General features: G+C 68.6%; 21 protein-coding genes and 1 pseudogene. 7 read left to right on the top strand and 15 right to left on the bottom strand.

All coding sequences use genetic code 11. The annotated features are described in order from the left end of the window. Window positions 1–29 precede the first annotated feature (29 nt). Complete coding sequence (gene sucD / locus JJB11_RS06560; RefSeq protein ID WP_201167446.1) at window positions 30–923, bottom strand: succinate--CoA ligase subunit alpha; 894 nt, start codon at window positions 921–923, stop codon at window positions 30–32. A 53-nt stretch (window positions 924–976) separates the two neighbouring features. Then, window positions 977–2,137 carry an ADP-forming succinate--CoA ligase subunit beta gene (sucC, locus tag JJB11_RS06555; protein ID WP_201167442.1) on the bottom strand — a complete coding sequence of 387 codons (1,161 nt, stop codon included), beginning with the start codon at window positions 2,135–2,137 and terminating at the stop codon, window positions 977–979. 161 nt (window positions 2,138–2,298) lie between these two features. On the opposite strand from sucC, the gene argC reads away from it, so the two are divergent. Continuing rightward, window positions 2,299–3,219 carry an N-acetyl-gamma-glutamyl-phosphate reductase gene (argC, locus tag JJB11_RS06550; protein ID WP_201167439.1) on the top strand — a complete coding sequence of 307 codons (921 nt, stop codon included), beginning with the start codon at window positions 2,299–2,301 and terminating at the stop codon, window positions 3,217–3,219. 130 nt (window positions 3,220–3,349) lie between these two features. Here the strand turns inward: argC and JJB11_RS06545 are convergent, their stop codons facing one another. The 4 genes from JJB11_RS06545 to recA all read right to left on the bottom strand — a co-directional run bounded on the left by JJB11_RS06545 (window position 3,350) and on the right by recA (window position 7,095). After that, a complete protein-coding gene (locus tag JJB11_RS06545) occupies window positions 3,350–5,125 on the bottom strand; it encodes a tetratricopeptide repeat protein (RefSeq protein ID WP_201167437.1) in 1,776 nt (591 codons plus the stop codon). Window positions 5,126–5,203: 78 nt separating this feature from the next. Continuing rightward, window positions 5,204–5,497, bottom strand: a complete 294-nt coding sequence (locus JJB11_RS06540; RefSeq protein ID WP_201167435.1) for a hypothetical protein — start codon at window positions 5,495–5,497, stop codon at window positions 5,204–5,206. 71 nt (window positions 5,498–5,568) lie between these two features. Continuing rightward, complete coding sequence (gene recX / locus JJB11_RS06535) at window positions 5,569–6,030, bottom strand: recombination regulator RecX (RefSeq protein WP_201167433.1); 462 nt, start codon at window positions 6,028–6,030, stop codon at window positions 5,569–5,571. A 6-nt stretch (window positions 6,031–6,036) separates the two neighbouring features. After that, window positions 6,037–7,095 carry a recombinase RecA gene (gene recA, locus JJB11_RS06530; RefSeq protein ID WP_201167431.1) on the bottom strand — a complete coding sequence of 353 codons (1,059 nt, stop codon included), beginning with the start codon at window positions 7,093–7,095 and terminating at the stop codon, window positions 6,037–6,039. A gap of 143 nt (window positions 7,096–7,238) precedes the next feature. Here recA and JJB11_RS06525 point away from each other — a divergent pair, with 143 nt between their 5' ends. From JJB11_RS06525 to JJB11_RS06515, 3 genes are all read left to right on the top strand, one after another. Next, the gene (locus tag JJB11_RS06525; protein WP_201167430.1) at window positions 7,239–7,715 is read left to right on the top strand and encodes a MarR family winged helix-turn-helix transcriptional regulator; all 477 of its coding nucleotides are present in this window, start codon (window positions 7,239–7,241) and stop codon (window positions 7,713–7,715) included. A gap of 135 nt (window positions 7,716–7,850) precedes the next feature. Continuing rightward, the gene (locus tag JJB11_RS06520; RefSeq protein ID WP_201167429.1) at window positions 7,851–8,525 is read left to right on the top strand and encodes a response regulator; all 675 of its coding nucleotides are present in this window, start codon (window positions 7,851–7,853) and stop codon (window positions 8,523–8,525) included. Window positions 8,526–8,630: 105 nt separating this feature from the next. Beyond that, window positions 8,631–10,097 (top strand): sensor histidine kinase, encoded by a 1,467-nt coding sequence (locus tag JJB11_RS06515; RefSeq protein ID WP_201167427.1) that lies wholly within the window; start codon window positions 8,631–8,633, stop codon window positions 10,095–10,097. Between the two features lie 3 nt (window positions 10,098–10,100). On the opposite strand, the gene JJB11_RS06510 is transcribed toward JJB11_RS06515, so the two are convergent. The 4 genes and pseudogenes from JJB11_RS06510 to JJB11_RS06495 all read right to left on the bottom strand — a co-directional run. Further along, window positions 10,101–10,757 carry a glutathione S-transferase family protein gene (locus tag JJB11_RS06510; protein WP_201167425.1) on the bottom strand — a complete coding sequence of 219 codons (657 nt, stop codon included), beginning with the start codon at window positions 10,755–10,757 and terminating at the stop codon, window positions 10,101–10,103. Window positions 10,758–10,772: 15 nt separating this feature from the next. Further along, window positions 10,773–11,429: an SPOR domain-containing protein gene (locus tag JJB11_RS06505; protein WP_201167423.1), complete on the bottom strand. Its 657-nt coding sequence runs from the start codon at window positions 11,427–11,429 to the stop codon at window positions 10,773–10,775. A 10-nt stretch (window positions 11,430–11,439) separates the two neighbouring features. Next, on the bottom strand, window positions 11,440–12,192 hold the full coding sequence (locus JJB11_RS06500; protein WP_201167421.1) for a biotin--[acetyl-CoA-carboxylase] ligase: 753 nt from the start codon (window positions 12,190–12,192) through the stop codon (window positions 11,440–11,442). Window positions 12,193–12,203: 11 nt separating this feature from the next. After that, a pseudogene (locus JJB11_RS06495) lies at window positions 12,204–12,722 on the bottom strand (SET domain-containing protein); the annotation flags it as partial. 131 nt (window positions 12,723–12,853) lie between these two features. On the opposite strand from JJB11_RS06495, the gene JJB11_RS06490 reads away from it, so the two are divergent. From JJB11_RS06490 to JJB11_RS06480, 3 genes are all read left to right on the top strand, one after another. Beyond that, on the top strand, window positions 12,854–15,859 hold the full coding sequence (locus JJB11_RS06490) for a DNA topoisomerase III (RefSeq protein WP_201167418.1): 3,006 nt from the start codon (window positions 12,854–12,856) through the stop codon (window positions 15,857–15,859). 115 nt (window positions 15,860–15,974) lie between these two features. After that, window positions 15,975–16,541: a YbhB/YbcL family Raf kinase inhibitor-like protein gene (locus tag JJB11_RS06485; protein WP_201167416.1), complete on the top strand. Its 567-nt coding sequence runs from the start codon at window positions 15,975–15,977 to the stop codon at window positions 16,539–16,541. A gap of 49 nt (window positions 16,542–16,590) precedes the next feature. Beyond that, window positions 16,591–17,631 carry an AI-2E family transporter gene (locus tag JJB11_RS06480; RefSeq protein WP_201167414.1) on the top strand — a complete coding sequence of 347 codons (1,041 nt, stop codon included), beginning with the start codon at window positions 16,591–16,593 and terminating at the stop codon, window positions 17,629–17,631. Window positions 17,632–17,656: 25 nt separating this feature from the next. On the opposite strand, the gene JJB11_RS06475 is transcribed toward JJB11_RS06480, so the two are convergent. From JJB11_RS06475 to JJB11_RS06455, 5 genes are read right to left on the bottom strand one after another with little or no spacing between them, the layout of a single operon-like run. Further along, on the bottom strand, window positions 17,657–19,030 hold the full coding sequence (locus JJB11_RS06475; RefSeq protein WP_201167412.1) for an aldehyde dehydrogenase family protein: 1,374 nt from the start codon (window positions 19,028–19,030) through the stop codon (window positions 17,657–17,659). Further along, complete coding sequence (locus JJB11_RS06470; protein ID WP_201167410.1) at window positions 19,027–19,797, bottom strand: gamma-glutamyl-gamma-aminobutyrate hydrolase family protein; 771 nt, start codon at window positions 19,795–19,797, stop codon at window positions 19,027–19,029. Before JJB11_RS06470 ends, JJB11_RS06475 begins: the two co-directional genes overlap by 4 nt. Beyond that, window positions 19,797–20,930: an iron-containing alcohol dehydrogenase gene (locus tag JJB11_RS06465; protein ID WP_201167408.1), complete on the bottom strand. Its 1,134-nt coding sequence runs from the start codon at window positions 20,928–20,930 to the stop codon at window positions 19,797–19,799. The genes JJB11_RS06470 and JJB11_RS06465 overlap by 1 nt, the downstream gene beginning before the upstream one ends. After that, window positions 20,927–21,427, bottom strand: a complete 501-nt coding sequence (locus JJB11_RS06460) for a GNAT family N-acetyltransferase (protein ID WP_201167406.1) — start codon at window positions 21,425–21,427, stop codon at window positions 20,927–20,929. The genes JJB11_RS06465 and JJB11_RS06460 overlap by 4 nt, the downstream gene beginning before the upstream one ends. After that, the gene (locus JJB11_RS06455) at window positions 21,427–22,788 is read right to left on the bottom strand and encodes a glutamine synthetase family protein (protein ID WP_201964665.1); all 1,362 of its coding nucleotides are present in this window, start codon (window positions 22,786–22,788) and stop codon (window positions 21,427–21,429) included. Before JJB11_RS06455 ends, JJB11_RS06460 begins: the two co-directional genes overlap by 1 nt. Window positions 22,789–22,803 lie beyond the last annotated feature (15 nt).

Below are 22,803 nucleotides of genomic sequence, written 5' to 3'. Positions count from 1 at the left end.
GCCGGCCTGTCGCGCGGGAGTGAAGCGGTTTAGAGCAGCGCCTTCAGCAGCTTGCCCATCTCGGACGGGTTGCGCGTGACCTTGAAGCCGCACTCCTCCATGATGGCAAGCTTGGCATCGGCCGTATCGGCGCCGCCGGAGATCAGCGCGCCTGCATGGCCCATGCGCTTGCCGGGGGGCGCAGTCACGCCGGCGATGAAGCCCACGATCGGCTTCTTCATGTTGGCCTTGCACCAGCGGGCGGCGTCCGCCTCGTCGGGGCCGCCGATCTCGCCGATCATGATCACGGCGTCCGTGTCCGGGTCGTCGTTGAACGCCTTCATCACGTCGATGTGCTTGAGTCCATTGATCGGGTCGCCGCCGATACCGACCGCGGACGACTGGCCGATGCCCAGTTCGGTGAGTTGCGCCACGGCTTCATAGGTCAGCGTGCCGGAGCGCGAGACCACGCCCACGCGGCCCTTCTTGTGGATGTGGCCGGGCATGATGCCGATCTTGATCTCGTCGGGCGTGATGAGGCCCGGGCAGTTGGGGCCGAGCAGCAGGGTCTTCTTGCCGCCGTTGGCTTCCTTCTGCTTCATCTTGTTGCGCACGATCAGCATGTCGCGCACGGGAATGCCTTCCGTGATGCAGATCGCCAGGTCCAAGTCGGCTTCCACCGCTTCCCAGATCGCGTCCGCTGCGCCCGCGGGCGGCACGTAGATCACCGACACGGTGGCGCCGGTCTGCTGCTTGGCTTCCTTCACCGACGCGAAGATCGGGATGTCGAAGATCTTCTCGCCCGCCTTCTTGGGGTTCACGCCGGCCACGAAGCAGTTCTTGCCGTTCGCGTACTCCTGGCACTTCTGCGTGTGGAACTGGCCGGTCTTGCCCGTGATGCCCTGGGTGATGACCTTGGTGTCCTTGTTGATGTAGATCGACATGTCTTTTCCTAGTCAGTTGAGGACAGAGCTGAAGGTCTGTCCCCAAGAACAATTCATTTCACCGCGGCCACGACTTTTTGCGCAGCTTCGGCCATCGTGTCCGCGCTGATGATCGGCAGGCCGCTCTCGGCCAGCATCTTCTTGCCCATTTCCTCGTTCGTGCCCTTCATGCGCACGACCAGGGGAACGCTCAGGTTCACCGCCTTGCATGCGGTGATCACGCCGGTGGCGATGGTGTCGCACTTCATGATGCCGCCGAAGATGTTGACCAGGATGGCCTCGACCTTCTTGTTCTTCAGCATGATCTTGAAGGCCTCGGTCACCTTCTCCGGCGTGGCGCCGCCGCCGACGTCCAGGAAGTTGGCCGGCTCGGCGCCGAACAGCTTGATGGTGTCCATGGTGGCCATCGCGAGGCCCGCGCCGTTCACGAGGCAACCGATGTTGCCGTCGAGGGAGATGTAGGCGAGGTCGAACTTGGACGCCTCGATCTCCGCCGGATCCTCTTCGTCGAGGTCACGCAGCGCGACGATCTCGGGATGGCGGAACAGCGCGTTGCTGTCGAAGTTGAACTTGGCGTCGAGGGCGATGACCTTGCCCTTGCTGTCGCGGTTCAGCGGATTGATCTCCACCAGCGACGCATCCGTCTCCATGTAGCACTTGTAGAGCTTCTGGCAGATGTCGACGAACTGGGCCACCGAGTCGGCCGGCATGCCGATGCCCTTGGCGAGCTCTTCGCCCTGCGCCTGGGTGAAGCCCACGAGCGGGTCGACGAAGACCTTCACGATCTTCTCGGGCGACGAGTGGGCCACTTCCTCGATGTCCATGCCGCCTTCGCTGGAGGCGATGAAGGCCACCTTCTGCGTCGCGCGATCGGTCACGACGGAGAGGTAGTACTCCTTCTGGATGTCGGCGCCGTCCTCGATGTAGAGGCGACGGACCTTCTGGCCCTCGGGGCCGGTCTGGTGCGTCTTCAGCTGCATGCCGAGGATCTGGCCGGCGAGCTTCTTCACGTCATCGACCGACTTGGCGACCTTGACACCGCCGCCCTTGCCGCGGCCGCCCGCGTGGATCTGGGCCTTGACGACCCAGACGGGGCCGCCGAGCTTCTGCGCCGCTTCGACGGCTTCCTGGACCGTGAAGGCCGGAATGCCGCGCGGCACCGGCACGCCGAATGAGCGCAAGATCTCCTTGCCTTGGTACTCGTGGATCTTCATGAGGGGTTCTCTCGGGGAAGGAAAAAACGGGGCGGGCGGCGAGCGCGGATGAGGTCGGGCGGGCGGTCCGCAGGAATCGGATGGTGACTGTATCATGGTGCATTGCACCAAATTCACACGGTAGCTTGGGGGAACCATAAGCTTCCGCTATAGGAATCCAGATGGCCAAGGTCTTCATCGATGGCGAAGCCGGCACCACCGGCCTGCAGATCCGCGAACGGCTCCAGACGATGCCGCAGGTGGAACTGGTGAGCATCGCTCCGGACAAGCGCAAGGACCCGGAGGCCAAGCGCGCGCTGATGGCCGGCGTGGACTTGGTGATCTTCTGCCTGCACGACGACGCAGCTCGCGAGTCGGCGGCGATGATCGATGACATCGGGCGCACGGGTGGGCGCAAGCCACGCATCATCGACGCCTCGACGGCGCACCGCACGGCCGAGGGCTGGGTGTTCGGCTTTCCGGAGCTGGCCCCCGGGCAGCGCGAAGCGATCGTGCGCGCCGAGCGCGTCAGCAACCCCGGCTGCTACGCCACGGGCGCCATCGCCTTGCTGCGCCCGCTGGTGGATGCCGGCGTGCTGCCGAAGGATCATCCGGTCGTGCTGCCTTCGGTCAGCGGCTATTCCGGCGGCGGTCGCTCGATGATCGAAGCGTATGAAGCCGGCAGCGCGCCGCCGTACGAAGTCTATGCACTGGGGCTGAAGCACAAGCACCTGCCGGAAATCATGAAGTACTCCGGCCTGCAGCGCCGGCCGATCTTCATCCCCTCGGTCGGCAACTTCCGCCAGGGCATGCTCGTGGAACTGCCGCTGCACCTCGACACGCTGCCCGGCAAGCCGGGGGCCGCCGATCTCGAACGCGTGCTGCGCAAGCACTACGAAGGCAGCGAATGGGTGACGGTGGAAGCCGCCACCACCGACGGCAAGCTGGAGCCCACCGCGCTGAACGACACGAACAGGATGGAGCTGCGCGTGTACGCCAACATGGACTACGCGCAGGCCGTGCTGGTCGCGCGCCTGGACAACCTGGGCAAGGGCGCGAGCGGGGCGGCGGTGCAGAACCTGAAGCTGATGCTGGGCCTCTAGCGGCAGGTCGCGCGGCGAGTGCAGCGCTTTGCCGAAGCGTCGGCACCGGCCCCTTCCTGGACTGCGGAGATGCAGATGCCGAAGCAGCCGCGGCTGCCAGGGCGCTTCTGATCGCCGGTCGGCAGCGCGCTCAGCGGGCGGCGCAAAGCGCGAGCAGGTCGCGGCGCACGCTGTCCACCACGGACGCCCAGTCGCGCGGTGCCGGCTGCCGGTAGAGGCGCGCGCTCGGGTACCACGGCGAATCGGAGCGCTCCAGCATCCAGCGCCAGTCCGGCACATGGGCCAGCATCATCCACACGGGCTTTCCCAGCGCGCCAGCGAGATGGGCGATGCTGGTGTCGACAGTGATCACGAGGTCCAGCGCCTCGATGAGCGCGGCCGTCTCGTCGAAGCTGCGCACTTCGCTGCCCAGGTCGATCGCGCTTGGCCAGTCTGCGAGCAGTGCGCGGTCCGCCTCGCCCAGCCCCGGCTGCACGGTGACGAAGCGACAACCCGGCGCATCCAGGCGCCGCAAGCTCGCCAGCGGCATCGAGCGGTTGTGGTCGTTGGTGTGCTTCGGATTTCCGGCCCAGGCGATGCCCACGTTCAAGGTGCCGTTGCCCAGGCGCTCGCGCCAGGCTGGCAGCAACGCCGCGTCGGCATGCAGGTAGGGCACCTGGGACGGGATCGTGTCTTCCGTGGTACCCACGATCGCCGGCACGGTCATCAGCGGGCAGTGGAAGTCGATCGGCGGCAGGGCGCTGTTCTGCGGCAACAGGCGGCAATTCGCGGGCAAGGAGCGGGCGACCAGCGACTCGAGCGCAGCGGGCACGATCAGCACCACGCTCTGCGCTTGCTGCGCGATCGGCTGGACATAGCGCACGAACTGGATGTTGTCGCCGAACCCCTGCTCGCCATGGAGGAAGATGGTGCGGCCCTGCAGGCTCTCGCCTGCCCACATGCGCTTGCCTTCCAGTTGCAGCAGCTTGCCGCGCGTGGCCGCGCTGCGCCGGCGCCACTCGTGCTCCTGCCAGCCACGCTGCAGGTCCCCGCGCATCAGCAGCGCGATGCTCAAGGCGAGGTGGACTTCCGCGTCCTCCGGCAGCGACTTCAGCGCCTCTTCACCGGCCTGGATGGCTTCCGGCAACCGCAGGAGCTGCGTCAGCACGGTGCACCGATTCACCAGGGCGACGCGATTGGCCGGCTCCAGCGCCAGCGCCTGCTCGATGCAGTCCAGCGCCTCCTGGCAGCGACCCAGCCGCTCCAGAGGCACGGAGCGATTCGCGAGCAAGCTGGCGCTGCGGCCATGGACGGCTATCGCTCGATCCGTCTCTTCCAGCGCCTCTGCATGGCGTCCGGTCTTGATCAACGCGCTGAAGCGCAGCAATGTGGCGTCGGCGTTGGTCGGCTCTTCGACGCAGAGCGCGTCGAGCAGGGCAGCGGCTTCGGCATGGCGCTCGGAGGCGTTCAGCTCGGTGGCGAGGAGAAGCCGGTTGAAGTACGTCGGCCGCAAGGCCAGCAGCCGCTGGATCCACTCCGCGGCTTCCGCGTGCCGCTCGAGCGAGTGCAGGCTACGCGCGCCGTCTTCCAGCGCCTCGGCGAACGCCGGTTGCGCGCGCAAGGCCGCCTCGAAACTGGCCACCGCTTCCACGTGCTGCCCCAAGCCGGCACGGGCGCGGCCCAGCAGGTAGTGCACCTCGTGCAGCGCGCACCCGTCATCGGGGCGCCTCAGCGCCAGCGCCTGGCGCAGGCGTTCGGCCGCCGGGGCGAACTGCCCTTGCTCCAGCAGCACGAAGCCCAGGTTCAGGCGAAGCGCGGCGTCCTGCGGACTCGCCAGCACGCCTTGCTCGTAGCAGCGCGCCGCTTCAGCGAAGTCCCCGGCAGCGAGCGCATCGTTGCCGCGCTTGCGCCAGTCGGTCGCCGCCACGAGAGGCTCGGCGGAGGCAGGCCGCTCGGTGGCTGCGGCGCCCCTGCGGCCAAAAGTGTCGCGCAGCCAGCCCACGGATCAGAGACGCAGGCTCAGCCACTCGGTGAGCTGGTCGGCGTATTCGGCGCTGCACCCGCTGTCACGCAGCGTCCAGAGGAAGGCGTTGGCCAGCTTGGCCTTCTTGTAGACGTTCAGGCGTTCACGGGCCTTGAAGTCCCTGACACGTTGATCGGCCCGCACGAGTGCCTTTTCGGCCTTGGCGGTGAACTTGGCTTCGCCCTTGGCCGCCGACCCGGAAAGCTCGTGGAGCACGAACTCGGCGAGTTCCTTGCCGAAACGCAGCGATTCGGAAGAGGAGAACCAGCTGAACATGGGCCTATTGTGTCGTGGCGCGGCCGCTCCAGGCGCATCGCGTTGCAGTTACGCCACCCTTGCTCGAGTCGTCAGGCGCCGCCGTCCTCTTCGTGGTCGCAGGCCAGCACCCGCCGGACGATCTCCCCGGAAAAGCCACGCGCCAGGAGGAAGCGCGCCTGCTTCACGCGTTGCGCCGCATCCGCCGGCAGCACGCCGAACTTGCGACGCCACACTTCGCGGGCGCGCTGCGCTTCGGTGTCGCGCAGGCTGGCCACGGCGGCCGCCACGCGCTCGCCGTCCAGCCCCTTGGCGTGCAGTTCCTGGCGGATGCGCTGCGCGCCCAGCCGGCCGGCGCGCCGGTGCAGCACCGAGTCGACCACGCGCTGTTCGTCGATGAAGCCGCGCGCCTGCAACTCGTCGAGCGCGGCCTTCAGCTGGCCGGCTTCGGTCTCGTGCGGCGCGAGCTTGCGTTCGAGCTCGTGGCGGGAATGCTCGCGGGCCGCGAGCAGCTTGAGCGCGCGGCCCTTGAGCGAGAGCTGGCCGAAGGCCATGCGGAATTACTCCGCAGGGGCGACGTCGGCGGGCAGCAGCGCGATGTTGAGGACCTCGCGGATCTTGTTCTCGATTTCCCGCGCCAGCTCCGGGTTCTCGCGCAGGAACTCGCGGGCGTTGTCGCGGCCCTGGCCGATCTTCTCGCCGTTGTAGGCGTACCAGGCGCCGGACTTCTCGAGGATGCCGTTGGCCACGCCCATGTCGACGACCTCGCCCTCGCGGCTGATGCCCTCGCCGAACAGGATGTCGAACTCCGCGGTCTTGAACGGGGGCGAGACCTTGTTCTTCACCACCTTGACCTTGGTCTCGTTGCCGATCGCTTCCTCGCCGCGCTTGATCGTGCCGGTGCGGCGGATGTCCAGGCGCACGGAGGCGTAAAACTTGAGCGCGTTGCCGCCGGTGGTGGTCTCGGGGCTGCCGAACATCACGCCGATCTTCATGCGGATCTGGTTGATGAAGATGACCATGCAGTTGGTCTTCTTGATGGTCGCGGTCAGCTTGCGCAGGGCCTGCGACATCAGCCGCGCCTGCAGGCCGGGCAGCGAATCGCCCATCTCGCCTTCGATTTCGGCCTTGGGCACCAGGGCGGCGACCGAGTCGATGACGATCAGGTCCACCGCGCCCGAGCGCACCAGGCTGTCCACGATCTCCAGCGCCTGCTCGCCCGTGTCGGGCTGGGAGATCAGCAGGTCGCTCACGTTCACGCCGAGCTTCTGCGCGTACTGGATGTCCAGCGCGTGTTCGGCGTCGACGAAGGCGCACTGGCCGGCCTGCTTCTGCATCTCGGCGATGACCTGCAGCGTCAGCGTGGTCTTGCCGGAGGATTCCGGGCCGTAGATCTCGATCACCCGGCCGCGCGGCAGGCCGCCGACGCCCAGGGCGATGTCCAGGCCCAGCGAGCCGGTGGAGACCACCTGGATGTCCTCGATCACCTCGCCTTCGCCCAGGCGCATGATCGTGCCCTTGCCGAACTGCTTCTCGATCTGCGCCAGCGCGGCCTGGAGGGCCTTGGCCTTCTCGCTGTCCGCCGCCGCGATCCTCGTGCCCTTGACTTGAGCGTCCATCAGTTTCTCCTTGGCCATCAGTGATTTAAGGTTGGGGGCACCCACTGGTTCGACGAACAGGCTGGATGCATGCCCAGTAATGTAACGATCGAGGTCCCATCCGGACAACCGGTTTTTTGGTCAGTTTGCCTTACGATTGGTGAATGACAACACTGGACGAGGGCTGGCGCCTCACCCACCTCGGGCGCCTGCTCGGGCACGCGATGCGGCGCTTCGACGACCGCGTGCTGCACCTGATGGCGCACAACATCGACGTGCCGCTGGCGCTGTCCAACCTGGCGGCGCGCGCGCAGATCAGTGCGGCGCACATCCACATCACCCGCCACCTGGACCTGGAAGGCACTCGCCTGACCGACCTGGCGGAGAAGGCCGGCATGAGCAAGCAGGCCATGGGCGACCTGGTGGACCAGTGCGAGGCCTGGGGCCTCGTCGCTCGGGAAGCCCACCCCCACGATGCCCGCGCGCGCGTCGTGCGCTTCACGCCCACCGGCCTGCTGTGGCTGCAGGCCTTCAAGGACGCAGTCGCGCAGGCGGAACGGGAGTTCCGGCAGGAGGTCGGGCCCGACGTGGCGACCGTGGTGAAGATCGGCCTGGAAGCCTACGCCGGCGGCTCGTCCTGAGCCCTGGGCTGACGCGCGGAGCGCGATGCGGGCTGCCGGCGCCCGCGGCTGATCCAGGTCAGGCGCCGGTCCAACCCGGAGCCTAGAATTTCCGCGAGCGTCCGCAGAAGGCGCCGTCCCAGACAGGAGACAAGCATGCGCATCCTCATCGCGGAAGACGACCAGGTCCTGGCCGACGGCCTGCTGCGCAGCCTGCGCGCTTCGGGGGCTGCGGTGGACCACGTGGCGAGCGGCTCGGAAGCCGACGCAGCGCTGATGACCACCAGCGAGTTCGACCTCCTGATCCTGGACCTCGGGCTGCCGCGCCTGCACGGCCTCGAGGTGTTGCGCAAGCTGCGCGCGCGCGGCTCCAACCTGCCGGTGCTGATCCTGACCGCCGCCGACGGCATCGAGGAGCGCGTGAAGGGGCTGGACCTGGGCGCGGACGACTACATGGCCAAGCCCTTCGCGCTCTCGGAGCTGGAGGCGCGTGTGCGCGCGCTGACGCGCCGGGGCATGGGCGGCAGCACCAGCACCATCAAGCACGGCCCGCTGCACTACGATCAGGCGGGGCGCGTCGCCACCATCGACGGGCGCATGATCGAACTGTCCGCCCGCGAGCTGGGCCTGCTGGAAGTGCTGCTGCAACGCGCGGGCCGCCTCGTGAGCAAGGACCAGCTGGTCGAGCGCCTGTGCGAGTGGGGCGAAGAGGTGAGCAACAACGCCATCGAGGTGTACATCCACCGCCTGCGCAAGAAGATCGAGAAGGGCCCGATCCGCATTGCCACCGTGCGCGGGCTCGGCTACTGTCTGGAGAAGATTCCCGGATGACGAATGGCCTCGCCGCGTTTCGATGACAAATGACGAGCGATCCGCGGCGCACAGGGCAGTCATCGGGCGAAGCCGGGTCATCGGAGCGAGGCGAAGTCGTTGGTCATGAAGATCTTCCAGCGTGAGCAACGCTCGCTGTTCGGCGAGATCCTGGACTGGATGCTCACCCCGCTGCTGCTGCTGTGGCCGGTCAGCCTCGCGCTCACCTGGCTGGTGGCGCAGAGCATCGCGGGCAAGCCGTTCGACCGCGCGCTCGAATACAACGTGCAGGCGCTGGCGCAGCTGGTCACCGTGCAGGCGCAGCGTCCCAGCTTCAACCTGCCGCAGCCCGCCCGCGAGATCCTGCGCGCCGACGAGGCCGACCAGGTCTACTTCCAGGTGCTCGGGTCGCAAGGCGAGCTGCTCTCCGGCGAGCGCGACCTGCCCCCGCCGCCGGACGACGAGCGCCCGGCGCCCGGCGAGACGCGGCTGCGCGACGCGGAGATGCGCGGCGTGGACGTGCGCGTCGCCGCCACCTGGGTGCAGGTGCCGGGCGCGGCTCCCGTGCTGGTTCAGGTCGCCGAAACGCGCGAGAAGCGGTCCGTGCTCGCCACCGAGATCATCAAGGGCGTGATGCTGCCGCAACTCGTGATCCTGCCGCTCGCCGTGCTGCTGGTGTGGCTGGCGCTCGTGCGCGGGATCAAGCCGCTGTCCGAACTGGAGGAGCGCATCCGCGCCCGCAAACCCGACGACCTGAGCCCGCTCGACGACCGCGTGGTGCCGCTGGAGGTCGCTCCCCTCGTTTCGTCCGTGAACGACCTGCTGACGCGCCTGAAAAGCTCCATCGCGACGCAGAAGCGCTTCCTCGCCGACGCCGCGCACCAGCTGAAAACGCCGCTCGCGGGCCTGCGCATGCAGGCCGACCTCGCCCAGCGCGAGCAGGTCGACGCCGAGCAGCTGAAGCAATCCCTGAAGCTGATCGGCCGCTCCAGCATGCGCGCGACGCACACCGTCAACCAGTTGCTGGCGCTGGCGCGCGCCGAGAACAGCAGCAAGGCGATGGTGCGCCAGCCCTGCGACCTGGCGGCCCTGGCCATCGAGGCGGTCCGCGACACCGTGCCGCGCGCCATGGAGAAGAAGATCGACCTCGGCTACGACGGGGTGCAGCCGCGCACGCCGGGCGTCACGCTGCAGGGCAACCCCACGCTGCTGAAGGAGTTGATCCGCAACCTGCTGGACAACGCGGTGAACTACACGCCCTCCAGCCCCGACCACCCCGGCGTGGTGACGGCGCGCGTGCTGGCCGATCCCGCCGGCCACGCACTGCTGCTTGAGGTGGAAGACACGGGCCCCGGCATCCCGGAGGGCGAGCGTGAGCTGGTGTTCCAGCCGTTCTACCGCGCGCTCGGCACCAACGTCGACGGCTCCGGTCTGGGCCTGCCCATCGTGCTTGAAATCGCGCGCCAGCACCACGCCACGATCGCCATCCAAGACGCGCGTCCGGGCCAGGTGCCGCCGGGCACGCGCGTCAGCGTGCGCTTCGACGCCACGGCCACGCAGCCGGAAGCCGTGACGGCCACGCAGGCCGCGTGAACCTCAGGGCTTGTAGAGATTGAGCTGCAGCCGCTCGCGCTCGATCGCCTTCGCCACGCCGGGCTGCTGCGCGACCTTCTGCACGTGCGCCCACAGCGCCGGATAGCTGGTCGGGTCGATCTTCGCGAAGCCGCCCCAGCGCAGCAGCACCAGCGCGTAGACGTCCAGCGGGCCCAGTCGCTCGCCGCCCAGCCAGGGCTGGCCGGCGGCGGCCGCCTTGCTGGCCATCGCCTCGATCTCGCCGAGCAGGCTCGCGTACACCTTGGCGTTGAAGGCCTTCAGCTCCTCCTGCGCCTCGGGCGTCCCGGCGAACTTGAAGGGCATGAACACGTGCGTGAACGTCGGGTGCGCCGTGTTGTTCATCCACGCCAGGCTCTCGAGCACGCGGGTGCGCGCGAGCGGCTCGCGCGGCAGGAACTGCTGCTCGGGAAACTTCGCGTCCAGGTAGCTCACGATCGCGACGATCTGCGTGATCACCTGCTCGCCGTCCACCAGCACGGGCACTTGGCCACGCGGATTCACGGCGCGGAAGGCGGCGTCGTTCTGCTCGTTCTTGTGCAGCTTGACCATGACCGGCTCGAAGTCCGCCCCCGCCGTTTCCAGCAGGGCATGCGGCACGAACGAACAGGCGCCCGGCGCGAAATAGAGCTTCAGGGACATGACGACTCCTCGGGTTCAGCGGCAGGGCCGCAGGGGTTTGTTCGCGAGCGCGGGCTTCAGCTCTTCCAGCCGGGGGCGCAGGCTGTCGTCCACGGCCGGGAGCTGCAGGCCTTCGCCCTTCTGCTCCGACCGGTCCTGCACCACGCGCGCGGTGCGCACGCCGCGCTCCGCGAGCGTGGCGAGCTGCGCGGTGGCGGCGGCCTCCGTCGGGAAGGCGCCGAGCGACAGCCCGGGCTCCAGCTCGGGATTGCCCGGCGCGTCGAATGTGATGCCCAGCTGGCGCAGCTCCGCGCGCTTGTGCGCGAGCTGCTCGACGCCCGGATACTTGCCCATGTAGACGATCCAGCGGGCGGGTTCCGTGACCGGCGCGAAGCTCCACGAGCCCGCCGGCCAGCTCGCCAGCACGCCGCGCAGCAGCGTGAGCTGCGCCGGATCCAGTGCCGCCGTTTGCAGGCACTCCGGCTGCCGCGGCGCCTGCGCCGCGACTGTCTCCACCTGCTTCAGTTCGGACGGGGACAGCACCTGCACCGCCTCGGGCCGGACCTGCTGCTGCACGCGCTGCGGCTCCGATTGCTGAGAGGGGCCGGCGCCCCAGGCCAGCAGCAGGCCGTGCGACCAGGCGTAGTACCCGGCGTTGGCCAGCAACAGGAGCAGGACGAGCAGGCGCAGCATGGGGGGATGTTCAGCGGACGGCGGGACGCACGCTCACCTCGGAACTGCCGATCGCGTGCAGGCCGGCCGCAGTATGCACCAGCAGGCTGCCATCATCGGCCACCCCGTGGGCGGTGCCCTCGCTGCCGTCGCTGAGCCGCACGGGCCGGTCGCGCAAGGCGTCGCGCGCGTCGAAGCGCGCATGGAAAGGCGCGAAGCCTGCCTCGGCGAACCCGAGCACGTCGCGCACCAGGGGCAGGACCACGCGTTGCAGGACCTGCGGCGCCTCGATGCCGGGCAGCAGCTCGCGCAGCGCCGCCGGGGGCGTGGAGAGGCCTTCGGCGGCCCGCGTCGCGATGTTGATGCCGACCCCGATCACCGCGTAGCGGCTGCCGTCCAGGCTCGCGGTTTCGATGAGGATGCCGGCGAGCTTGCGCTCCTGCAGCCAGAGGTCGTTCGGCCACTTGAGGCGGACCTCCGGATGCAGGCTCTCGGCCAGGCTCGCGCCCACGGCCAGCGAAAGCCCGGACCAATCGGCGAGCTGCAGCGGCAGGCCCAGGGAGAAGGTCAGCGAGGCCCCGGGCTCGGCGAGCCAGGAACGGCCCAGCCGGCCGCGGCCGGCGGTCTGGCGCTCGGCGACCAGCAGCACGGGATCGCGCTGGCCGTCGCGGGCGCGCCGCATCAGCTCGCTGTTGCTGGAGTCGATCTCGGGCAGGATTTCGACCGTGAAGCCGGGCAGCAGCGGCGCCACCGCTTCCCACAAGGCCTCGGCTTCCCAGCGCATGGTCAGCGGCGGCGCTTGGGCGCCAGCAGGGTGCCGCGGCAGTTCTTGCTGCCGCACCAGCACGGATACTCCGCCTTGAGCTTCTTCGTGTACGGCTCGTCGATGATCAGGCCGTAGTCGTAGTTCAGCTCCTCGCCCGCCTTGATGTTGCGCAGCGTCTTGATGAACACCCGGCCTTCCTCCTCGTCCGCCTCGCAGTTCGGATTGCACGAATGGTTGATCCAGCGCGCCGCGTTGCCGCCCACGGCCGCGTCGATCACGCGCCCGTCATCGACGTGAAAGTAGAAGGTGTGGTTGGGATCGTCCGGATTCCAGGGATGGCGGCGCTGGGCCTCTTTCCACGTGATGATCTCGCCCACATATTCGATGAGCGTCTCCCCCTCGGGGATGTCCTGCAGCGCGAAGACGCCCTTGCCGTGGACGCCCGACTTGCGGACCTGGATCCTGCGGTTGGTCCGGGGCGCCGCCTTGGCGGCCGGGGACTTCCTGGGGGCGGCGGCGCGGGGCGACGCCGGGGACTTTGCGGGCATGAAATGATTTCGTGTTAATTTGGATTCGTACACGTGCGCGCGTGTGCGCATGCGCGTATGCGCGCGTGAGGAAGCGCAGATTGTAAGAACATCAAGGACGCGATTGCCGCAAGGCAGCGCGTGAGCGGTCCGTGACAAAGACATTGGTTATTGCCGAAAAGCCCTCGGTCGCCCAGGACATTGTCCGGGCGCTGACGCCCGTTGCCGGCAAATTCGAGAAGCACGACGAGTTCTTCGAGAACGACACGTATATCGTCACCAGCGCCGTCGGCCACCTGGTGGAGATCCATGCGCCCGAGCAGTTCGACGTGAAGCGCGGCAAGTGGAGCTTCGCCCACCTGCCGGTGATTCCGCCGTACTTCGACCTCAAGCCGGTGGACAAGACCAAGTCGCGGCTGAACGCCGTGGTGAAGCTGGCCAAGCGCAAGGACGTCGGCGACCTCGTCAACGCCTGCGACGCGGGGCGCGAGGGGGAGCTGATCTTCCGGCTGATCGAGCAGTACGCCTTCGGCAGCGACGGCGCGGGCGCCGGCAAGAAGGCTGCCGGCATGAAGCCGGTGCGGCGCCTGTGGCTGCAGTCCATGACGCCGCAGGCCATCCGCGAGGGCTTCGAGCGCCTGCGCACCGACAAGCAGATGGAAGGCCTGGCGCACGCCGCGCGTTCGCGCTCGGAAGCCGACTGGCTGGTGGGCATCAACGGCACGCGCGCCATGACGGCCTTCAACTCGCGCGACGGGGGCTTCTTCCTCACCACGGTGGGCCGCGTGCAGACGCCGACCCTGGCGATCGTGGTCGAGCGCGAGGAGCAGATCCGCAAGTTCATCAGCCGCGACTACTGGGAAATCCACGGCAGCTTCCTCGCCGACGCCGGCGAGTACCCGGGCAAGTGGTTCGACCCGAACTGGAAGAAGGACCCGGAGGACCCGGAAAAGCGCGCCGACCGCCTCTGGAACGAGCGCGACGCGATCGCCATCGCCGATGCGGTGCGCGGCAAGTCGGCCACGGTGACGGAGGAATCCAAGCCCAGCACGCAGGCCCCCCCCGGCCTGTTTGACCTGACCTCGCTGCAGCGCGAGGCGAACGGCCGCTTCGGCTATTCGGCCAAGACCACGCTGGCCCTGGCGCAGTCGCTCTACGAGAGGCACAAGGCGCTGACCTATCCGCGTACCGATTCGCGCCACCTGCCGCAGGACTACGTCAAGGTCGTGCACGACACCATGGGCATGCTGGCCTCCAGCGGCATGGGCCACCTCGCCCCGTTCGCCAAGCAGGCGATCACCGAGGGCTACGTCAAGCCGATCAAGCGCGTGTTCGACGACAGCAAGGTCTCGGACCACTTCGCGATCATTCCGACGCTGCAGGCGCCCAGCGGCCTGTCGGACGCGGAACAGCGGCTCTACGACCTCGTGGTGCGCCGCTTCCTCGCGGTGTTCTTCCCGAGCGCCGAGTACATGGTCACGACGCGGATCAGCCAGGCGGTGGGCCACCACTTCAAGACCGAAGGCAAGGTGCTGGTGAAACCAGGCTGGCTGGCGATCTACGGCAAGGAAGCGGCCGCCGAGGTGGAGGACGCCAAGGAAGGCGACAAGGGCCAGAACCTCGTGCCGGTGAAGCCCGGCGAGATGGTGCGCACCGAGAGCGTCGAGGCCAAGGGGCTGAAGACCCGGCCGCCTGCGCGCTACAGCGAAGCGACGCTGCTGGGCGCGATGGAAGGTGCGGGCAAGTTCGTCGAGGACGACGAACTGCGCGAGGCCATGGCGGAGAAAGGCCTCGGCACGCCGGCCACGCGCGCGGCCATCATCGAAGGCCTGATCAACGAGAAGTACATGTTGCGCGAAGGGCGCGAGCTGATCCCCACCGCCAAGGCCTTCCAGCTGATGACGCTGCTGCGCGGCCTGGGCGTGGAGGAACTGAGCAAGCCGGAGCTCACCGGCGAGTGGGAATACAAGCTCGCGCAGATGGAGCACGGCAAGCTCTCGCGCGAACAGTTCATGCACGAGATCGCCGACATGACGAAGCGCATCGTCATGAAGGCCAAGGAGTACGACCGGGACACCGTGCCGGGCGACTACGCGACGCTCAAGACGCCGTGCCCGAACTGCGGCGGCGTGGTGCAGGAGAGCTATCGCCGCTACAACTGCATCGGCAAGCAGGGCCAGCAGCCCTGCGGCTTCTCGTTCACCAAGATCCCGGCGGGCCGTCCGTTCGAGCTCGAAGAAGTCGAGTCCTTCCTGCGCGACAAGCGCGTCGGCCCGCTGCAGGGCTTCCGCTCCAAGGCGGGCTGGCCATTCACCGCCGAACTGGCGCTGGTGTACGACGAGGAAGAGAAGAACTGGAAGCTGGAGTTCGACTTCGGCAAGGAAGACAACCCCGCCGAAACCGGCGAGGTGATCGACTTCTCGCCGCAGGAGCCGCTGGGCCCCTGCCCCAAGTGCGGGCACAAGGTGTTCGAGTGGGGCAGCAACTACGTCTGCGAGCGCTCGGTGCCGACCGAGGCGCATGCCACGCCGACCTGCGATTTCCGCACCGGCAAGATCATCCTGCAGCAGCCGGTCGAGCGCGAGCAGATGGCCAAGCTGCTGGCCACGGGCAAGACCGACCTGCTGGACAAGTTCATCTCCATGCGCACGCGGCGGCCCTTCAAGGCCTACCTCACCTGGGACGCGGAAGCGGGCAAGGTGAACTTCGCGTTCGAGCCGCGCGCCTCCAAGTTCCCGCCGCGCAAGACCGCGGGCGCGGCAACGAAGACGACGGCCGTTGCGAAGTCCAGGGCGAAGGAGCCGCCGGCGCCGTACAAGGCAACCGCGAAGGCCGCGAAGGCGGTGGCAAAGAAGGCGGCGGCGCCCGCGAAGAAAGCCGCGGCCAGGAAGACGGCGGCGAAGCCGGCAACGCCGCGCAAGACCGGTGCGGGGCTGAAGCCGAGCCCCGCGCTCGCGGCGGTGGTGGGCAACGAGCCGATCGCGCGCACCGAGGTGATCAAGCGCATCTGGGACTACATCAAGGCCCAGGGTCTGCAGGACGCGAAGGACAAGCGCGCGATCAACGCCGACGACAAGCTGCGGCCGGTGTTCGGCAAGCCGCAGGTGACGATGTTCGAACTGGCCGGCATCGTGGGCAAGCACCTGACGGCCGAGTAGCGGCGGCCTGGCACCCGGCGGCCGCGGGGCCGCGCCCGGGATGGGCAGCCCGGCCGAGACAAGCTGGCTCGGCCGAGGCATCATCGCGGGCACAAGCACCACGACAGGAGGCCCCATGAAAGCAAGCCTGATCGCAGCCGCCCTTGCCGTCGCGGCGGTCGCCACGGCGCACGCAGCCGGCTTCAAGCTGGAGAGCCCGGACGTCAAGCCCAACGCGATGATGGACAAGAAGTTCGAGGCCAACGTGTTCGGCTGCAGCGGCGAGAACAAGTCGCCGGCGCTCAAGTGGAGCGGCGCTCCCAAGGACACGAAGAGCTTCGCCGTCACGGTCTATGACCCGGACGCGCCCACCGGCTCCGGCTGGTGGCACTGGTCGGTCATCAACATCCCGGCGAACGTGACCGAGCTGAAGCCCGACGCCGGCAATGCGAGCAACGCCAACCTGCCGCAGGGCGCGCGCCAGGTGCGCAACGACTACGGCGTGGCGGCATGGGGCGGCACCTGCCCCCCGGAAGGCGACAAGCCGCACCGCTACGTCTTCACGGTGGTCGCGCTGAAGACGGACAAGCTGGACATTCCGGCCGATGCCACCGCGGCCCTGGCGGGATTCATGATCAACGGGAACGCGATCGGCAAAGCCAGCTTCACCGCGAAGTACGGCCGGCCCGCGGCGAAGAAGTAGCGCGTCGGCCGCGCCCCCCGGCCGCGCAGCCGCGGGGCACAATGGGCCGGTGAAGCGGCCCCTGACCTCGATCGAGACCGCGCCGGTGGAACGGGCGCACGAGCACCTGCGCCTGCGCGCCGTCCTCATTGCCGCGGCCGTGCTGATCGGGCTGCTGTGGTTGCACCTGATTCCGGCGCTGTTCGCGGGCCTCGCCGGCTACGTCCTGTACCGGCGCGTGCGCAACTTCACGGGGCCGTCGCACGGTTCCTGGCCGCGGCGCGCCGTGCGCTGGCTGGTGGTGTTCGCGATGGTCGCCGTCCTGGTCGTCGCGCTGCTGGCGGCGTCGGAGCTGTTGTTCCGCTCGGGCGGCCTGGAGCGGCTGATGAAGCTCGTCGCCGACACGCTCGACCAGTTGCGCGCGACCGCTCCGAGCTGGATCGGCGAACGGCTGCCTGAATCGGCCGAATCCGTGCAAAGCGCGGTGAGCGGCTGGCTGCGCGAGCACGCCGCCGAAGTGCAGCGCTGGGGCAGCTCCGCGCTGAAGATCCTGGTGCACATCATCCTCGGCCTGGCGATCGGCCTGATGGCTGCGGCCGCCAAACGCCGGCCGCACGCACCGCCGCGGCGGCCGCTGATCCTGCTCGCGCGGGAACGCATGGTGCAGCTGGCCGACGCCTTCGGCGACGTGTTCGCGGCGCAGTTGCGCATTTCCTTCATCAACTCCGGACTCACGGCGATCTACCTGCTCGGCGTGCTGCCCATGTTCGGCTACCACGTGCCCTTGTCGTCCACGCTCGTGGGCTTCACCTTCTTCGCGAGCCTCGTGCCCATCATCGGCAACCTGCTGTCGAACGCGGCGATCACCGTCGCGGCGCTCACGGTGGGCGCGTGGATCGGCGTGGCTTCGCTCGGCTTCCTGGTCGTGATCCACAAGCTCGAGTACTTCCTGAACGCCCGCATCGTCGGCGGGCGCACGAACGTGCCGACCTACACCATGCTCGGTGCGATGGTGGTGCTGGAAGCGGGGTTCGGCCTCGGTGGCCTGGTCGCGGCGCCGGTGTACGCGGCGTGGCTCACGCGCGAACTGCGCGTGGGCGGCTGGGTGTAGGCATCGGGCCGGCAGCCGCCGGTCCTCAGCCCGAACGCAGGTGCCAGGCCTTGGGCCGCGTGAAGGCCTGGATGCCGTACTTCGAAAGCGTGAGGCCCACCCCGGAATCGCCGACGCCGCTCCAGGGCAGGCGCGGGCTCACGCGGTCGCAGCAGTTCCAGTACACGCTGCCCGCGTGCACCTGCGCGAGGATGCGCCGCGCGCGCGCCTCGTCGGGCGTGTAGACGCCGGCGGTGAGGCCGTAGCGGGTGTCGTTCATCAGGCGCACCGCTTCGTCGTCGCCGCTCACCTTCTGGATGCCGATCACGGGACCGAAGCTCTCCTCGCGCATGATGTCCATGTCGTGGTCCACGTCGACCATGACCGTCGGCTCGTACCAGTTGCCCGGGCCCGGCGCCTTGCGGCCACCCAGCAGCAGGTCGGCCCCCTTGCGCTGCGCGTCGGCGACCTGGCGGTCCAGCACGTCGAGCTGCGGGGCACGCGTGATCGCACCGATGTAGGTGTCCTCGCTCATGGGATCGCCGCGCGTGAAACCGCGCACGGTGCGCACGAAGTGGTCGACGAAGGCATCGTGGATCTTCTCGTGCACGTAGATGCGCTCGACCGAACAGCAGCTCTGGCCGGTGTTGTACATCGCGCCATCGGCGAGCGATTCGGCTGCCGCCTTCGGGTCGGCGTCGTCGCAGACGTAGGTCGGGTCCTTGCCACCGAGTTCCAGCTGCAGCTTCACGAAGCGCTTGCCGACCGCCTCGGCGATGCGCTGACCGGTCGCGTGCGAGCCGGTGAAGAACACGCCGTCGACGGGCTGCGCCAGGAGAGCCGCGCCCACTTCCCCGGCCCCGACCAGGCAGGCCATCACGTCGGCGGGGACGCCGGCCTCGTGCAGCAGCCGCGCGATCTCCTGGCCCGTGAGCGTCGCGTACTCGGAAGGCTTGTACAGCACGGCGTTGCCCGTGAGCAGCGCCGGCAGGATCACGTTGCAGCCGACGAACCACGGATAGTTCCAGGCCGAGATGTTCGCGACCACCCCCAGCGGCTCGTGCTGGATCTGCTCGCGCAGGCCGCTTTCCTCGTGCACCGTCTCCTGCGCGATCGCCGCATCCACTTCCGCGAGGAAGAAGTCGATGCGCGGCAGGAGGCCGTTCAATTCGTTGCGCGACATGCGGATCGGCTTGCCGGTCTCCTGCGTCATCACGCGCGCGAGATGCTCCAGGTCGCGCACCACGCCCGCGCGGAACGTCTCGATGCAGCGCTTGCGCTGCGACAGCGGCAGCAGCGCCCACTGCGTTTGCGCGGCGCGCGCCGCCTGGTACTTCGCTGCGACCGACGCGGCATCGTCCGCCGGCAAGGTGGTGATCGGTTCTCCGGTCGCGGGGTTGTGGATGGTGAGAGTGCTCATGCAGTTCGGGCCGCGCGCGCCGCTTGCAGGAAGTCGCGCAGCAGCGGCGTGTCGTCGATCACGCCCAGTTCGGGCCGGTGGAATTCGGGATGCCATTGCACGGCGGCGACCCACGGGCCGCCCGTGTGCCGGATCGCCTCGATCACGCCATCGACCGGCGACACGGCTTCCACTTCGAAGCCGGGGGCGAGGCCCTTGACGCCCTGGTGGTGCACGCTGTTGATCTTGTGGCGCCCGGGCGGCAGCAGCTGCGCCAGCCGCGAACCCGCCAGGATGTCGACCTCGTGGAAGTTCAGATCGTACGCGTCCGCGTCGCGGTGCACCAGCGCGCCGGGCTTTTGCGTGCGGAGGTCCTGGTAGAGCGTGCCGCCGTGCGCGACGTTGATCAACTGCAGGCCGCGGCAGATGCCGAACACCGGCTTGCCGGCCGCCGAGAATGCCCGCACCAGCGCGATCTCGTACTCGTCGCGCACGCGGTCACCGTGCCATTCGGGCCGCAGCGGCTGCTCGCCATAGCTGCCCGGCCACACGTCGGCGCCCCCATGCATCACCAGTCCGTCGAGCCAGCGCGCATAGTCCTCCACGCCCACGCCGCCGCGGAAAGTCTCGCCGCTGAACGAGGGCACCATCACCGGCAGCGCGCCTTCCGACATCAGCCAGTGCGCGGTGGACTGCTCGATCCACAACAGGGTCTTGGACGGCGCGGCCTTGCGCTCCCCGTCCGGGTGGAAGAAGCAGGCGCTGAGGCCGATGCGCAGCCGGTCCATCACATCGCCTGCAGGAAGAGGCGCTCGAAGTCCTGTGCCGTCACCGGACGCGGGTTGGTGCGGTGGCAGATGTCGTTGACGGCGATCTCCACCAGCCGCGGCAGCTGCTCCAGCCTGACGCCGTGGGAGGACAAGGTGCCGGTGATGCCGATCTGCTGCTTGACCTGGCCCAGCCAGTGCACGAAGCCCGGGCCGCCGCCACCGGTGCGGCACACGTGCGCCAGCTCCTCGAACTTGTCGTCGGCAGCTTCCAGGTTCCAGGCCATCACCGTCTCGATCATCAGCGCGTTCGCCAGGCCATGGTGCATGTCGCAGACGGCGCCCAGCGCATGCGCGCAGGAATGCACCGCGCCCAGGTCCTTCTGGAAGGCGATCGCGCCCATCATCGAGGCCATCATCATGTCGCTGCGGGCGGCGATGTTGCCCGGCTCGCGCACCGCGGCTACGATCGAGCGGCCCGCGATGCGCGTGCCTTCGAGCGCGATGCCGTCGCACAGCGGGTGATAAGCCGGCGACAGCCAGCTCTCGATGTTGTGCGTGAGCGCGTCCATGCCGGTCGCGGCCGTCACGTTCGCCGGCAGGCCCACGGTGAGCTCGGGATCGGCGAAGACCTTGCGCGCCAGGATCTTCCCGCTGAACACCACCCGCTTCAGGTGCGTGGCGTCCTCGCTGATCACCGCGGAACGGCCGACCTCCGAGCCCGTGCCGGCGGTGGTGGGCAGCGCGACGAAGTACGGCAGCTCCCGCGTGATCGCCCGCACCTGCGGGTGGTCCCAGGCGTATTCGATGATGTCGCCTTCGTGCGTGGCCGCGAGCCCGACGACCTTCGCCACGTCCAGCGCCGCCCCGCCGCCGAAACCGATGATCGCGTCGGCGCGGTGCGCGCGGTACGCCTCGGCGCCAGCCATGACTTGGCTGGCCGTGGGATTGCCGGACACGCCGGAGTACACGGCGACGTTCAGCCCGGCCAGGTGCGACTGGAATTCGGCGAGCAGGGGCAGCGCGGCCAGCGCGCGGTCCGTGACGATCAGCGGCCGGCGCAGCCCTTGTTCGAGCAGGTGCGGGCCGGCCTCCTTGCGGGCGCCTGGGCCGAAGGTGATCGGCGTCGGGAAAGCGAAATTCGCGAGGCTCATGGTGCGTGGCCCAGGTCGAGGTGCATGTGGTTCTTGGCGTAGGAGCGGCCATCGACGCGGATCGCGTCGGGCTCGACGCCGAAGCTGCGGAAGCCGACGCTTTCGTAGAGGCGCGTGGCGGCGGGATTGCCGTCGGTGACGGTGAGCACGAGCGATTGCACGCCCACGGCGCGCGCGTGCGCGAGCAGCGCCTCCATGAGCGCGCGTCCCACCCCCTGGCCCGCGGCTTCCGGGGCGACATACATGCCCACGACCGTCGCCTTGTGCCGGTTCTTCGCGCGGCTTTCGCGCTCGAGCCCCACGATGCCGTACAGCTCACTGCCCTGGTAGCCGCCCCAGAACGCGTGCTTCGCCAGGCGCGCGGCCGCGGCTTCCAGCGGCTGGTCGCGGTCTTCCTCCCAGCTCGACGTGAAGGCATCGGGGTGCTCGCGCAGCGCCCGCAGGCGCAAGGCCCGGTAGAGCGTCGCGTCGGCAGGCGTGAGGGGGCGCACCAGCATCAGATGATCTCGAAGTAGCGTCGCAATTCCCAGTCGGTCACCGCATCCTGCCACTGTCGCCATTCCCAGTCGCGCGTCGCGGCATAGTGCTCGACGAAGGTATCCCCCAGCCAGTCGCGCGCGATCTCCGACTGCAGGAACAGCCGCGTCGTCTCGATGAGCGTGCGCGGGGCGCGCGGCACGTTCTCGCCGCCCACGTTGGTGCCGGTGATGGGCGGCGCGGTGAGCTTCAGGCCCTTCTCCACGCCGTGCATGCCGGCCGCGATCACCGCGGCCATGGCGAGATACGGGTTCACGTCGGAGCCCGGGCAGCGCGTCTCCAGCCGCGTGGCCTTGGGCGAGCCGGCCAGCACGCGGAAGCTGGCGGTGCGGTTGTCCATGCCCCAGGTCGGCTTCACCGGCGCCCAGAAGCCGTCGACGAGACGCTTGTAGCTGTTGATCGTCGGCCACAGCATGGGGCCGAATTCCATCATGCAAGCCACCTGCCCCGCGAGGTAGCTCTCGAACAGCGCGCTCATCCTGCGCGGCGTGTTCGCGTCGTAGAAGAGGTTGGCCTTGCCGTCCGACAGGCTCTGGTGGATGTGGCCGCTGCAGCCGGGGTACTTCGGGCTCCACTTGGCCATGAAGCTGGGCATGATGCCGAAGCGCTTGCCGATCTCGCGCGCGCCGGTCTTGAACAGGATCGCCCGATCGGCCTGCTGCAGCGCCGGCGAGAACGCGATCGCCACTTCGTACACGCCGGGACCGGTCTCGGTGTGCAAGCCCTCGATCGGCACGTCGAAGGCGAGCATCTCGTCCATCAGCGCGTTGAAGAAGCCCGGGTTGTCGGCCATGCGCAGCAGCGAATAACCGAACATGCCGGGCGTGATCGGCTCGGGCGGTGCGCCGTTCTTCGCCGCCCAGGTGTGCGGCGTCTCGCGGAAGTTGAACCACTCGAACTCCATGCCGCACTGCGGCTGGAACCCGAGCTTCTCCGCGCGCGCGAGCACGCGCTTGAGCGCCTGGCGCGGGCACAGCGGGTGGGGCGAACCGTCGGCGTTGACGAAGTCGCCCAGGAAGAAGGGCACGCCGCCGTCCCATGGCACGTTGCGGGCGGTGCCCAGGTCCACCTGCGCCAGCGCGTCGGGAAAGCCGTGCTGCCAGCCGGTGACGCTGGTGTTGTCGTACGTGACGTCGGTCATGTCCCAGCCCAGCACCACGTCGCAGAAGCCGAAGCCGCCGCTCGCCGCACCTTCGAACTTGTCGATGTGCAGGTACTTGCCGCGCAGCACGCCGTCGATGTCGCTCACCGCCACCTTCACCTTGGTGGCGCCACTCTTGCGCAGTCGCTCGATCACCGGATGGGCTGGGGTTGGGGCCAAGGAGTTCTCCCGGCG

It is taken from the genome of Ramlibacter ginsenosidimutans, assembly GCF_016654015.1.
Lineage (GTDB): Bacteria > Pseudomonadota > Gammaproteobacteria > Burkholderiales > Burkholderiaceae_C > Ramlibacter > Ramlibacter ginsenosidimutans.
Note: the sequence above shows the minus strand (reverse complement) of the source record. Positions and strands in the feature narration are given on the sequence as shown.